The 12,737-nt window shown below is 57.3% G+C and carries 12 protein-coding genes; all 12 read right to left on the bottom strand.

Annotated features, from left to right (window positions below; all coding sequences use genetic code 11):
* Positions 1-44: 44 nt before the first annotated feature.
* Positions 45-1,406, bottom strand: coding sequence for a flagellar hook-length control protein FliK (locus tag AC27HQ_RS04710; protein ID WP_487154865.1), 1,362 nt, complete (start codon positions 1,404-1,406; stop codon positions 45-47).
* 76 nt (positions 1,407-1,482) lie between these two features.
* On the bottom strand, positions 1,483-1,821 hold the full coding sequence (locus tag AC27HQ_RS04705) for an Hpt domain-containing protein (protein WP_487154863.1): 339 nt from the start codon (positions 1,819-1,821) through the stop codon (positions 1,483-1,485).
* Between the two features lie 37 nt (positions 1,822-1,858).
* Positions 1,859-3,595 carry a fused response regulator/phosphatase gene (locus AC27HQ_RS04700; RefSeq protein WP_487154862.1) on the bottom strand — a complete coding sequence of 579 codons (1,737 nt, stop codon included), beginning with the start codon at positions 3,593-3,595 and terminating at the stop codon, positions 1,859-1,861.
* A 4-nt stretch (positions 3,596-3,599) separates the two neighbouring features.
* Positions 3,600-3,905 carry an STAS domain-containing protein gene (locus tag AC27HQ_RS04695; protein ID WP_487154860.1) on the bottom strand — a complete coding sequence of 102 codons (306 nt, stop codon included), beginning with the start codon at positions 3,903-3,905 and terminating at the stop codon, positions 3,600-3,602.
* A gap of 73 nt (positions 3,906-3,978) precedes the next feature.
* Complete coding sequence (gene fliJ / locus AC27HQ_RS04690; protein ID WP_487154859.1) at positions 3,979-4,434, bottom strand: flagellar export protein FliJ; 456 nt, start codon at positions 4,432-4,434, stop codon at positions 3,979-3,981.
* Positions 4,427-5,776: a flagellar protein export ATPase FliI gene (gene fliI / locus AC27HQ_RS04685; protein ID WP_487154857.1), complete on the bottom strand. Its 1,350-nt coding sequence runs from the start codon at positions 5,774-5,776 to the stop codon at positions 4,427-4,429. The genes fliJ and fliI overlap by 8 nt, the downstream gene beginning before the upstream one ends.
* Positions 5,766-6,569: a flagellar assembly protein FliH gene (fliH, locus tag AC27HQ_RS04680; protein WP_487154856.1), complete on the bottom strand. Its 804-nt coding sequence runs from the start codon at positions 6,567-6,569 to the stop codon at positions 5,766-5,768. The genes fliI and fliH overlap by 11 nt, the downstream gene beginning before the upstream one ends.
* An 18-nt stretch (positions 6,570-6,587) precedes the next feature.
* Positions 6,588-7,607 carry a flagellar motor switch protein FliG gene (gene fliG, locus AC27HQ_RS04675; protein WP_487154855.1) on the bottom strand — a complete coding sequence of 340 codons (1,020 nt, stop codon included), beginning with the start codon at positions 7,605-7,607 and terminating at the stop codon, positions 6,588-6,590.
* A complete protein-coding gene (fliF, locus tag AC27HQ_RS04670; protein WP_487154854.1) occupies positions 7,600-9,318 on the bottom strand; it encodes a flagellar basal-body MS-ring/collar protein FliF in 1,719 nt (572 codons plus the stop codon). The genes fliG and fliF overlap by 8 nt, the downstream gene beginning before the upstream one ends.
* Before the next feature lie 43 nt (positions 9,319-9,361).
* Complete coding sequence (fliE, locus tag AC27HQ_RS04665; protein WP_487154853.1) at positions 9,362-9,694, bottom strand: flagellar hook-basal body complex protein FliE; 333 nt, start codon at positions 9,692-9,694, stop codon at positions 9,362-9,364.
* 277 nt (positions 9,695-9,971) lie between these two features.
* Positions 9,972-11,459 (bottom strand): sigma-54-dependent transcriptional regulator, encoded by a 1,488-nt coding sequence (locus AC27HQ_RS04660; RefSeq protein WP_487154851.1) that lies wholly within the window; start codon positions 11,457-11,459, stop codon positions 9,972-9,974.
* The gene (locus AC27HQ_RS04655) at positions 11,456-12,691 is read right to left on the bottom strand and encodes a sensor histidine kinase (RefSeq protein WP_487154850.1); all 1,236 of its coding nucleotides are present in this window, start codon (positions 12,689-12,691) and stop codon (positions 11,456-11,458) included. The genes AC27HQ_RS04660 and AC27HQ_RS04655 overlap by 4 nt, the downstream gene beginning before the upstream one ends.
* Positions 12,692-12,737 lie beyond the last annotated feature (46 nt).

Here is a 12,737-nt window from a genome sequence, read left to right as displayed (position 1 = left end):
AAAAACCGGGCTTGCGCCCGGTCAGTCTGATGTCTACACAAGGATCAAGCGTAGTAATCAATCAGTCGTTCTGACAGCACCTGCGCCGCAACATCAGCCAGTTGATGCCGAACCATGTCATCCTCCCCTGTCAGCCCGCCAGAACGACCCCGAGAGCCACTCTGCCCTTGATCCGCCAGTTGCTCCTGAGCCTGCCCGTTTGCCGAGTCCCCCACAGAGACATTCACCAGGTCCATACCCTGTTGACTGAAGGCTTCACGCAAACGGAACATTTGCGCTTCAAGGGCTTCTCGCACAGTCGGATTCTGACTAACGAACTGAACCTGATGCTCCTGCCCGCGGCTTTGAATATGAATTTCCAGTGGCCCCAATTCGGCGGGATCCAGACGGATTTCAACGCTGCGCAGATTTTGACTGGACGCCCACAGCATTTTGTCCATCAGCGCCTCGCCCCAACTTGGCTGACCAAAAGGCACCCCCAACGTCTGGGCAGTAGCGAGTACCGGACGGGCCGACATCGCGCCCTGTGCCGCAGCCTGAGACTGGCTACCAGGACGTAACAGGGCTTCCAGTCCTTCCGCCTCCGACTTGCTGCGACGCGGCGTGGACTCCAACGTCTCTGTCAGACCCGCGGCCAAGGCTGCGCTACGCGCATCCCCCGCAGGCACAAGGGCATCCTGTCCACGTTGCAACTGCGTCGGCGCATTAGCCGCATCAAGCATCACCCTTCGCTGATCGGGGTTCTTGCTGTCGAGACCATCCAAAGCCGACTCAGCCAAAGCCTGACGACTCGATGGGTCAGCATCACTTCGACGCAGCAGGCTGGCGGGCATGGCTGCGTCGGCCTCGCCGGGCAACAGGGCGGTCGACGCTGAAGCAGGGGCCGTATTACTCCCCGCAGCGCCAGCAATCAGAGGCAGTGGTGAACCATCAGCATCCAGTTCAACTTCTGTATCAGGCAAGATTACCGCGCTCTCGGCTTCAGCCTCAGCGTCAACGGCGACAGCCTGACCTTGCAAGACGGCCCGCGCCTGGTTTAGCCAGCTGGCCCAATCTTCAACCATTTCCGCCATGTCAGAAGCCAGGGCCGATAGGCCTTCGGTCTCGCCAGACAAGGTCATCTGGGATAGCTGCTCAAGCCACTCCTGCATGCCATCCGGCAAGGTTTTGCCGTCGCCGGCAATAGCGGGGTCAAGCTTTGCCGCAGCATCAGCCCCTTCTGTACCCGGGTTGAGCAGACTCAAAAAAGACGCCAAGTGCTCACGCTGCTGACCAGACAACACCTCAGAAAAGGCCTGTGCATCCTGTGCTTGCGTTCTCTCCAGGGCTTTGACCGAGGCAAGACTGGTCTTGCCTGACGCAGACTCAGGTGTGAAAAACGCCAGCAGATTGGAACTGACTGACATCGTGAAATCTCCATTGCAATAAGCGGGTACTAAAGCTCTGCAAGGGATGGGCCAGATATCCGGAAAGGGGGATTGATCAGTGGGTAAGCGCCATTTCTGCGCGCAAAAAAAGGCGCCGCAAATCTTGGTAGGCCTGACGTGCGGCAGTCGCGTCGGCGCTCAGGGCAGCGCTTTCGGCTTCGGAACAGGCCTGGTGCAATGCCCGGGCACCCATATTCCCACAACTGCCCTTGAAACTGTGAGCCGCCTGACGAAAACCCTCCCAGTCGGCGCTGTCGAGACTTTGCGCCAGCTGCATCAGGCGCTTGGCAGCATCAGCCAGAAAGGTATCCACCAGCAGGCGGTAATCATCCTGCATCAGGTCACGCAGGTTGAGCTGCACATCTGGATCGATATCTTGCAACGCCTCGGACATGACAGGCTGATCTCCCTTTAGGCAAGTCCCTGAATAATCAGGCCGCAGTATGCCCAAGGCGCCAATCAAAGGCCACCCTGACCTGATTTCCCACTGCGTTGAACTGAACATCGGCCGCTAACGCCCTAACCAGCGCCAATCCTCGTCCGCTGTAGGTTTCTGCCTGCTCACCTGAGGGTTGTGGAGCAAAACCTGGCCCGCTGTCCTCTACTTGAATCACCAGTCTCCCACCCGCCTCGCTTGGACAGTGATCAAGGACGACGCGAATCCAACCTTGGTCAAGTGATGACAGCCGCAAGTTACGCTCTCGATAGTATCGACTGAAACCTTCTGCATTACCCTTGAGTGACGAATCCAGCTGCAACAAGCCATGCTCCAGGGCATTACTGTAAAGCTCGCTGAGAATAATGAAGAGGCTACCAGCATGCATACGCAAGCCGGGTACTTCCATCAGCACCTTGTTCAAAAAAGGTAGCGGGTTGTGGTCGCGGATTGAGGCTGCGCGAAAGGTGTAATCCAGCACCCAGTCCTGAGCTTCAAGCTGCCTGGCGTCGGGCTGCAACAAACTGGTCATTGGCAGCGGATGTCGCTGCATCACCACCTCGAGCAGACTGACATCATCTTCCCTGCTGCCATGAAAGGCCTCCAGCGCCAACAGCAACCCTTCGAACAGCGCATCCGGTTGACCGACATGCGCCGTAATGACATCAAGCACGCGCTGATCACCAAACTGGGTGCCTTCGGCATTACGACTTTCTATGATGCCATCAGTCCAGCACAACAGCCGCTCACCATCGGCCATGGGCAACACCAAGGGGGCCGGATCGAAACGCTCGCTGTTGGCCACCGCCAAAGGCAGATGGGTGGAAGGAATACGATGCAGCAACGCCCCTTCACGGTCCAGAATCACTAACTCGGGCAAGCCGCCATTCCAGACCTCCACAAGGCCTTTGTCGGAGTTGATTTCAATCAGTACCGCGCAGCAGAAGATACCCACAGGCAGTATCCTGCAGAGCTTGCTGTTAAGCTCCAACAGAATATCGCGCAGACTGAAACCACGGGCTGTCATCGAGTAGAACACTTCGGCCAGCGGCATGGCACCAATGGCGGCAGACAGTCCATGCCCGGTAAAGTCACCCAACAAAATGTGCATGCCACCCGAAGGACGATAAGCCGCCAGCAGAATGTCACCATTGAACATGGCAAAGGCCGATTGCAGGTATCGCAGATTCGGCGCATTCAGACTGCCGGCATGCGCTACGCGATCAAAGATGATCTTGGCCAGCGCCTGTTCACGCAGCAGGCGCTGATGCTGGGTGGTTATCAGATCGCGTTGTTCCTGCAGCGTCTGATGCATCTCCTGCATGCGGTTGAACGCTTGAATCTTGGCCTGCAGAATGACCGGGTTGTAGGGTTTGGTTAGAAAGTCATCACCACCAGCCTCTAGACAATGCACAAGTGCACCAGTTTCCGTCAGGCTGGTCAGAAAGATGATTGGTATCAGCCGTTCATCCGCCAATCTACGTATCTGTCGGGCCGCCTCAAAGCCGTCCATGACCGGCATCAGGGCATCAAGCAGAATCAGATGCGGAGACTCACTCTGGAAAAAATCCACCGCCTGCTGACCATTCTCGGCAACCACTACCCGATGGCCCAATTGCGACACCAGACGGCTGAGAATCATGCGGTCGGTCGGGTTGTCATCTGCGACCAGCACTTTGAGCCTGGAAGCTGGCGTATCCGGCTGCGGGCTGCCAACGCCTGACTCGGGCATCGTGCTACTCGATCTGAAAGAGTTGTTCGAAGTTGGAAATACCCAACACCTTGCGGACATCGGGATTGCAGTGGCGAATACGAATATCAGCTAAATCACCACCGGCGTGATCTCGCAGCAGTAGCAACATACCCAAGGCAGAGCTATCGATGTAGTCGGTGTCGTGTAAATCAACAACATAACGTTGCGGCGACAAACCGCTGCGCTCATACGCATCTCTGAAGTTCTGATGCGCGCCAAAGTCAAAGCGTCCAACCACCTTGATAGTCAACTCCTGACTGTCGTCGGATAACGTGGTTTTAATCGGCATGAATTCTTCCTTTTGGCCGGTCTGGCCAATGCAGCCATGACTACTTAATTACTAGCACAGCCTGGGGGGTCTGTCAGGGATTATTTTGTTGCTGACCGTGCGCGCGTTGGGACAACTCATCCAGCAGTTTCTGTTCCTGACGATCGGCCCGTATGCGGGCTTCCTGGCGGTAACGCTCGATCAGCTTGCGCATCGCCTCCAGTCGCTGGTAGCGCTGACGCCACTGCTCCCTGGCGCGTTCAAGACTTTGTTCATGCCACTTTACTGTTTGTCCCTGCTGCTCTATTGCCGTCTCCATTTGCGCCAGAAACCGCTGATAATTGAGCAGCCAGTCACGCCCAACTCCCTGCTGCCCCCGGTTCAACCAACCCTTCTGATATTCACCACAGTAAAATTGCAAATCGTGCAAGCGTGAGCGCGCATCATCCAACTGACGTTGGCAATCACCCAGCATAGCGGCGGCCTTGCGTTCCTCCTCCAGGGCCATATCAAGAACCGGCACCAAGCGCCGAATTCGGCTTTCACTCATGACTCAGCAGCTGTTGCAACGAAGCCTGACTGTCCGCCAGATTGACCTTGACCTGCAAACCCTGCTGTAGAAACCCTTGCATCTCGGGCATCTTCTCCATCGCCTTGTCGGTCAACGGGTCCGAGCCTACGGCATAGGCACCGACACTGATCAAATCGCGACTTTGCTGGTATCGAGCATAGAGTTGTTTGAATTGCTGCGCTTTTTGCAGGTAGTCGGGTGCCACTATCTGCGGCATGGCGCGACTGATTGACGCCTCAATATCAATTGCCGGGTAATGCCCTTCCTCAGCCAAGCGACGCGACAACACCACGTGGCCGTCCAGAATCGCGCGCGAAGCATCGGCAATCGGGTCCTGCTGGTCATCACCCTCGGACAACACGGTGTAAAAGGCAGTGATTGAACCACCACCTTGCTCGGCATTACCCGCACGCTCGACCAGTTGTGGTAATTTGGCAAAAACCGAGGGCGGATAGCCCTTGGTCGCAGGCGGCTCGCCAATGGCCAGGGCAATCTCACGCTGAGCCTGGGCAAAACGTGTCAGTGAGTCCATCAATAACAGCACATTCTTGCCCTGATCACGGAAGTATTCGGCAATCCGCGTGCAATACATGGCCGCGCGCAGGCGCATCAGGGGCGCATCATCGGCGGGTGAGGCGACCACCACCGAGCGAGCCATACCCTTCTCACCGAGAATCTGCTCGATGAATTCCTTGACCTCTCTGCCACGTTCACCCACCAGCCCGACAATAGTGATATCCGCATCGGTAAACCGGGTCATCATGCCCAGCAACATACTCTTGCCTACGCCGCTACCAGCAAACAGGCCTAGACGCTGGCCGCGCCCGACTGTCAGCAAGCTGTTGATCGAGCGAATACCCACATCCAGGGGCTCGTCAATTGGATGACGCTTGAGTGGATTGATCACCGGACCATTCAAATCGACCCAGTCGTCAGCCTTGAACAGGCCTTTACCGTCCAGGGGACGACCAATCCCATCGACCACACGGCCGAGCATCGCGTTACCCATGGGCAGTTTGCCGCCGCCCTTGGAGGGCACTACCCGGGCACCGGGTTGAACGCCCTGCAAGCTATCGACCGGCATCAGATAGATCTTGCTGCCGGAAAAGCCCATGACTTCAGCTTCAATCTGGCTTGGTCCCTGCGGGGTATCGCTGATGACGATACAGCGACTGCCGACCGGTGCCTTGCAGCCCTCAGCCTCGAGCGTCAGACCCACCATGCGAATCAAACGCCCCTCCACCACCGGTTCTTCAGGGAGCGTCAGCACAGGTAGATAGCCTGCCATACGACGGGCAATGCTGATCCGCTCAGACTTCATTGTCAGCATCTGGCTGCAGGTTGATATCCGCCTGCGGCGGCCGGGCCTGGAGCTCCCGCTGTTGCTCGAACAACTGCTCGGTAATCTGCTGCAGGCGGGTTTCCAGCGTAGCGTCAAGTTGACTGTGTTCCGTTTCAATCCGGCAACCACCTGGCATCAACTGCTCGTCTTCCAGCAGCCGCCAGCTCTCTTCATGGCGCTCACGCAGCGCCTTGGCCGCTTCAAAGTCAACCGGATTGAGGTAAATGCGGATATTTTCGGCGCCCATGGGCAAGGCTTTCAAGGCACCACGCAGCACGGCCAGAATCTGGCTTGAGTCCAGCTTCAGCTCACGCTGAATGACCTGGCGGGCCATGGTTTCCACCAAGCTAAGGAGCATCAGCTCGATCTGCTCGTCCTGCCCGTGCATCGGCTCAAGCAGTTGCTGCATGAGCTTTTCCAGTTGCCCAAGGCGGGCATCGAGTGCGCTTTTGCTGGCCTGCTGGCCCTTGGTCTGGCCGGCCTGATAGCCGTCTTTTTCACCCGCAGCAAAACCCTCCTTGTAGGCCTCATCGCGGATCTGTTCGAGTTCTTCAACGGTAAAGGGCTTGGGTGAATCAACCAGCTCCAGCTCTTCAACGGTCTGGGCGGCTTGAGTTTTTTCTGCGGTACCGGGTTTGGCCTTGTCCAGCGGGACCTGGTGCGGCTCGGCGTCAAAGCTGGGCAGGTCCCAGCGGGCAAAGCCCGTGTGCTCTTCACCCCGTAACAAGTCAGTTTCAGCCGATCTTTCGGCCGTTGCACCCGGCGTTTTCATCAATCAGTATCCTGTTTGCTAGATCATTTCCTCGCCACCCTTACCACCGAGGACGATCTCACCTGCATCTGCCATGCGTCGGGCAATGGTCAGAATTTCCTTTTGTGCCGCTTCCACTTCACTGATACGCACTGGACCCTTGGCTTCCAGGTCGTCCTGCAGCAGTTCGGACGCACGCTTGGACATGTTCTTTAAGATCTTTTCCTTGATCGCCTCATCCGCACCCTTGAGCGCGATGATGAGCACCTCCGAGGATATCTCCCGCAGCAGGGCCTGGATACCACGATCATCGACGTCTGCCAGGTTGTCAAAGACAAACATCAAATCTTCGATCTTGGTTGACAGGTCCTCGTCAATTTCACGAATGGCTTCAATCAATTGTGATTCGGTACTGGTCTCGAGGAAGTTCATGATATCCGCCGTGCGCTTGACACCCCCCATATTCGCCCGGGTGGTGTTGGAATTGCCGGCAAACTGCTTCTCGAGAATTTCGTTCAGTTCCTTGAGCGCCGAGGGTTGCACGGTATTCAGTGAGGCCACGCGCAACAACACATCCAAACGGACCTTGTGATCAAAGTAACTGACCACCTCAGCAGCCATGTCCGGGTCCAGGTAAGCCACGACAATAGCCTGAATCTGCGGATGCTCGAAGCGGATCACATCGGCCACGGCACGCGGCTCCATCCATTTCAGGCTATCCAGCCCCGAGGTATTGCCACCCAGCAGTATCCGATCAACCAGACTATTGGCCTTATCTTCGCCCAGGGCCTGGGTCAGCATTGATCGGATATAACCATCAGCCCCGACACCCAGACCGGTCTGCTCACCCACGGTTTCGATGAAGTCACCCATGACCTGCTGCACCTGCTCACGGTTTACCGTGCGCATCCCGGCCATGGCACTGCCGACGCGCTGCACTTCCTTGGGCCCCATATGCTTGAGAATGGCGGCGGCATCCGACTCGCCCAGGCTCAGCAGAAAAATGGCTGCCTTATCCAGCTTTGACAGCTTTTGTGGACGCTTGGCTTCTTCACTCATCGGTATTAATCCATTCTTTGACTACCTGGGCAACGCGACCAGTATCTTCGGCCAACAGGCCCTTGATCGCATTCAACTGCTGCTCATAACCCGCGCCGGGTGGTGGCAGCAGCACGGCGGCGCTGCCAACAGGACCAGAGAGACTCACACGGTCATCACGAAGGTCATCATCCAGCCCACCCATGCCACCGCTGGCCATGGGGTAACCGCCCCCTGAACTCGAGCCAGAGTGACTGGTCAGGTTTTTCAGTACCGGGCGCAACACACCGAATACCAATACCAAAATAAAGAGTATACCCAGAACCTGCTTGGCAATATCCCAGAACCAAGGTTGCTCCCATACTGGAATGGCTGGCAGTGGCTCCAGGGCTGTCTCGGCAATGAACGGACTGTTGATAACGCTGACACTGTCACCGCGGCTGGCATCGAAGCCCACCGCATCCTGCACCAGACGAGTAAGCTGGGCTATATCGGCTTCGGTCAAAGGCGTGCTGGTGCTTTCACCGCTCTGTGGGTTGACGCTCACCGCGTCATCTACCACAACGGCAACCGACAGACGGCGCAACCGACCCTGTTGCTGGCGGGTATAGCTGATCTGCCGATCCAGTTCAAAGTTGCGGGTAGCCTGTTCACGGGTATCCTGAGGCGCCGGCGCAATCAGCGGCAGACCGGTATCCGGATCGATAACCTGCTCGGGGACAGTCACAGCACCAGGCGGCTGGTTGCTCAGTGCGCCGGGGATACCCAGTGGCCCAGCAGCACCACCACGAGCCTCGGTCACGACCTGCTCACTGCGCAGCGCCGACTCCGGGCTGTACATTTCGGCAGTCGACTCCACAGCACTGAAATCCACATCAGCCGAGACTTCGGCCTTGTAACGGCCACTGCCGATAATTGGCTGCAGGATATTGTGGACCCGACGTGTAAAGGTCTCTTCCATGCGGCGGGTATAGTCCAGCTGGCGACCAGCCGCCGTCAATTCACTCAACTCAGCCTGATCTGACAGCAGATTGCCATTCTGATCGACGATAGTGACCTGGTCCTTGCTCAACTCGGGCACACTGGTGGCAACCAGATTAACGATAGCCATGACCTGCGCCGGTTCCAGTCGACGACCGGCATACATTTCCAGCAGTACCGAGGCGCTGGGCTTGCGGTCGTCTCGAACAAACACGGTGGAGCGTGGCATGGCTACATGCACGCGTGCCGACTTGATGTTGTAGAGACTGGAAATGGTCCGTGCCAGTTCACCTTCAAGACCGCGACGGTAGCGCGCCGTTTCCATGAACTGACTGGTACCCAGACCCTGCTCACGGTCCATGATCTCAAATCCAATGATACTGTCACGGGGCGTCACACCTGCAGCAGACAGACGCATACGGGCGTCAGCCAGATCAGCACTGGCCACCAGCAAGGCGCCAGTATTGGGTTCGATACGGTATTCGATACGGCTCTGCTGCAAAATCTCGACGACCTGATTGGCGTCGTAGGCTTCCATGTTGGTATAGAGCGCACGGTAATCCGGCTCCTGGGACCAGAGCACGACCGCAAAACCAATTGCCACACTGGCCGCCAGACCAATCAACAAGCCAAACTGTCGTAGCATCGGAAGTTGCGACAGGTTATCCAGAAAGTTCAGCCCCATCAGCGGTTTACGACCCATTCCAGGCGCTGGACGGGTAGCAGGTGTATTAGGGGTGGCGGTATCCATGTGCTTTTCCTCAGTCAATCACAACAGCGCAATGAAACAGGGTTCAGATAGGCATCTTCATGATGTCTTCGTAGGCAGTGACCATCCTGTTACGGACCTGTGTCATCGCTTGCATGGCCACACTGGACTTTTGTGAAGCAATCATAACCTGTGTCAGGTCGATACCCGGTACACCACGTTCGTAGCCGTTCTGAAGCTCACTGGTGTTGCGCTGTAGTTCGCTGACCCGGTCAACGGCCATTTTCAACATGTCATCAAAGGCTGGCGCATTGGCATTCCGCTCAACGGCAACAGGCGCCTGAGGCTTGCTCATGGCTTCCATCTGCATGGAGCGCATCTGCAGCATGAGTCTATTGAATTCAACACCTTGGGTCATGACTATCTCCGGGCCGCGATTTTTTTGACGGCGTGGATTGCGTTGGAGTTAGTTAAGCAGGAATGGTGCCAACATACGTGAATACCGGGAAACACGGGGATTGAGCCCAGTTTGCGGTGACATTCAGTCAACCCTGGGATGTCGTACACAGCGCGCTGACCAGGCCTTTGCCTGGGAAGATCGCGTTGCATTTCGACCAGTGCTGCCAGATCAATGCAGAAAGACCGAGTCGGCACTCGGTCATCCTGTTCTAAAAGCCTGCGAGCAGACTACCCGTTCAACTGGCGTATAGACTGTTCTCGACATCCAGACCGGCATCCCGCATCTGTGCGAGTTTGTAGCGCAGCGTACGCGGGCTGATACCCAGCTTGTCTGCAGCTTCCTTGCGCTTGCCCCGTTCTGCACGCAGTACATCCATGATCAATTGGTACTCGCGCTGCCTGACGCCCGCACCCAGGTCAGTGGCTGGCTGACCAGTTGGTAACGGATGCACTGAATCAGCAGCACTCATCCCCGTCAAATTCTCGACATGCCTTGACGTTTGCTGAGGTGTTACCGCTGCTGGCGCCACCACGGCGGAGGCAGGCACAGCGTAATCCGCAGCAGCCACATTCAAGGCACCACTGTTAAAGCCGGCCAGACACAGATCCTGGGCGTGGATCACACCACCCGCTTGCAATATCAGGGCACGTTGTACCGCGTTGTCCAGCTCCCGGACGTTACCCGGCCAGCCATGCTGCTGCAGTGCCTGACAGGCGTCTTTGGCAAAGCGCACCGCAGACTGATTCATTTTCCGCGTGTGTTTGTCGAGCAGCCGCTGGGCAATCGGCAGAATATCACCGGGACGGCTACGCAGCGGTTGCCACTGTAGCGGGAATACCCCGAGGCGATAATACAGATCCTCACGGAACCGTCCTGCCGCCACCTCAGCCAACAGATCGCGGTTGGTGGTAGCTATGACCCGGATATCCAACTGGATCAACTTGCGCCCACCGACCCGCTCTACTTCTCGTTCCTGCAGCACACGCAGCAGTTTAGCCTGCAGACTCAGGGGCATCTCGGATATTTCGTCGAGCAACAATGTGCCGCCATTGGCCTGCTCGAATTTGCCTGACTGGGCCGCCACTGCACCGGTAAAGGCGCCCTTTTCATGGCCGAACAATGTGGCTTCCAGCATGTTATCCGGAATCGCTGCACAGTTGATGGCGATAAAGGGTTGCTGCGCGCGTGGTGATGACTGATGAATAAAGCGCGCCAGGACCTCCTTGCCGGTCCCGGACTCACCCGAAATCAATACCGTAGAATCACTGTTGGCCACGCGCGCCGCCAGCTGCAGCAGTTGCTGGCTGCTGGGCTCAACGGCCACCGGACCATCCAGTGGCGCAGCATGCAACTGACCACAAGCATGCTGCGCAACCAGATCCAGCAGGGCACGCGGTTCAAAGGGCTTGACCAGATAATCCACTGCGCCGTCGCGCATGGCTTCGACAGCCTGCTGAACCGTACCATAGGCGGTCATCAGCAACACCGGCAGCTGCGGATAGTCACGGTGCAGGATACGCAACAGTGAGTGCCCGTCCATGCCCGGCATGTTCACATCACTGACCACCATACTGACCGTCTCACGTTGCAAAAGCGCCAACGCTGCTTCGCCATCACCGGCCTCGAGAAACCGGTAACCGGCCAGACTCAGGGTATCCGCCAGCGCTTCACGCAGGGCAGGATCATCTTCCACCAGCAGGATGCGGGGGCGTTGGTTACTCATGACAGTTCCTCCAGACCAACGGCCTTGCCAGGATTGGAGAGTAGCGGCAACAGCACTTCGGCACAGGTGCCGCGGCCAGCCTTGCTACGCAGATAAAAGCTGCCACCGTGTGCTCTGGCAACCGACTTGACGACGGAAACGCCCAGACCGGTGCCCTGGGCCCGCGTGGTAAAAAAGGGTTCGCCGATCTGCGCCAGTTGCTCAGTCGTCATGCCACAGCCCGCGTCAACCACAGTCATACTCAGCTGGCCTTCAATCAGCCGCGCGCTCACTTTCAGACGAGCCTTGTCTGCGCCGGCCTGAATGGCATTCTCGATCAGGTTGATCAACGCCCCTGTCAGGGTTTCACTGTTGCAGCGCAGTTGTTGCCCGGGCGCGCACTGGTTATTCCAGCTGCATATCGCACCGGCCTGGTCGACAAGCGGTTCAGCTTGTTGCCGCAGGTTGCTGAACAGGGTTTCGACATCGAGCAGGTCCTCCATTGGCAAGTCGCCTTTGGCAAACAGCAGCATGTCACGTACTTGATGTTCAATGGTTTGCAGTCGTCCGCTCAGACGCGCAGCAAAACGCTGTCGGTGCACATTCGGGAGGGTTTCGTCATGCAGGTGGCTGGCATAAAGCATGGCCGTGGACAGTGGTGTGCGTATCTGATGCGCCAAGGAGGCTACCATACGCCCCAATGCCGACAAACGCTCATGCCGAGCAAGCTGGGTTTGCAGCTGACGGGTTTCTGTCTGATCGTTGATCAGAATCAGTTGGCCCGGCTCACCGATCAACGAGCGGGTCGCTAGCGACACGCGACGACCGCTGCGCAGGGACACTTCATGGTAATCATCATCACGGGGGGCAAAACGTTCACGGATAAGATCGCGCCAGAGTTGTCCTTCCAGCGGCTCACCCAATAGATCCCTGGCCGCCGGGTTGGCTTCTCGAACGACACCATTGCCATCCAGTACCACTACCCCGCCGGGCAGCAGATCGAGCAAGTTCTGCAAACGTGATGCGAGGCAAGCGCGCTCAGCCAGTTCGCGACTACGTTGCGCACGCACATCCTGCAGTTGCAGCTTGAGCGAATCGACCTGTTGCTGAAGCAGAGCCTGGGAATCGGCCAGTTGACCGGACATCTGCCTGAGCAGCTCGTGGGCTTGGGCTAACTGTGCTTCATCCTGCTGCAGCAGTGTTTGCGACAGATCGGATAAAGCCACCGGCGATGACTGAGCGGACAACGACATAGGGATTCCCCTGAAAACAAAGAGTGCGTTTCAGGAGTTACAAAGC

The sequence above is a fragment of the Halopseudomonas sp. 4NH20-0008 genome, assembly GCF_057548395.1.
This window is presented reverse-complemented; position numbering and strand designations above follow the sequence as displayed.

What these genes read in the sequence shown, in the direction of transcription:
- AC27HQ_RS04710 (WP_487154865.1), bottom strand. Translation starts at nt 1,406, where the DNA reads ATGTCAGTCAGTTCCAATCTGCTGGCGTTTTTCACACCTGAGTCTGCG.
- fliH (WP_487154856.1), bottom strand. Translation starts at nt 6,569, where the DNA reads ATGAAAACGCCGGGTGCAACGGCCGAAAGATCGGCTGAAACTGACTTG.
- AC27HQ_RS04695 (WP_487154860.1), bottom strand. Translation starts at nt 3,905, where the DNA reads ATGCCGATTAAAACCACGTTATCCGACGACAGTCAGGAGTTGACTATC.
- AC27HQ_RS04655 (WP_487154850.1), bottom strand. Translation starts at nt 12,691, where the DNA reads ATGTCGTTGTCCGCTCAGTCATCGCCGGTGGCTTTATCCGATCTGTCG.
- fliF (WP_487154854.1), bottom strand. Translation starts at nt 9,318, where the DNA reads ATGGATACCGCCACCCCTAATACACCTGCTACCCGTCCAGCGCCTGGA.
- AC27HQ_RS04700 (WP_487154862.1), bottom strand. Translation starts at nt 3,595, where the DNA reads ATGCCCGAGTCAGGCGTTGGCAGCCCGCAGCCGGATACGCCAGCTTCC.
- fliE (WP_487154853.1), bottom strand. Translation starts at nt 9,694, where the DNA reads ATGACCCAAGGTGTTGAATTCAATAGACTCATGCTGCAGATGCGCTCC.
- AC27HQ_RS04660 (WP_487154851.1), bottom strand. Translation starts at nt 11,459, where the DNA reads ATGAGTAACCAACGCCCCCGCATCCTGCTGGTGGAAGATGATCCTGCC.
- fliG (WP_487154855.1), bottom strand. Translation starts at nt 7,607, where the DNA reads ATGAGTGAAGAAGCCAAGCGTCCACAAAAGCTGTCAAAGCTGGATAAG.
- AC27HQ_RS04705 (WP_487154863.1), bottom strand. Translation starts at nt 1,821, where the DNA reads ATGTCCGAGGCGTTGCAAGATATCGATCCAGATGTGCAGCTCAACCTG.
- fliJ (WP_487154859.1), bottom strand. Translation starts at nt 4,434, where the DNA reads ATGAGTGAAAGCCGAATTCGGCGCTTGGTGCCGGTTCTTGATATGGCC.
- fliI (WP_487154857.1), bottom strand. Translation starts at nt 5,776, where the DNA reads ATGAAGTCTGAGCGGATCAGCATTGCCCGTCGTATGGCAGGCTATCTA.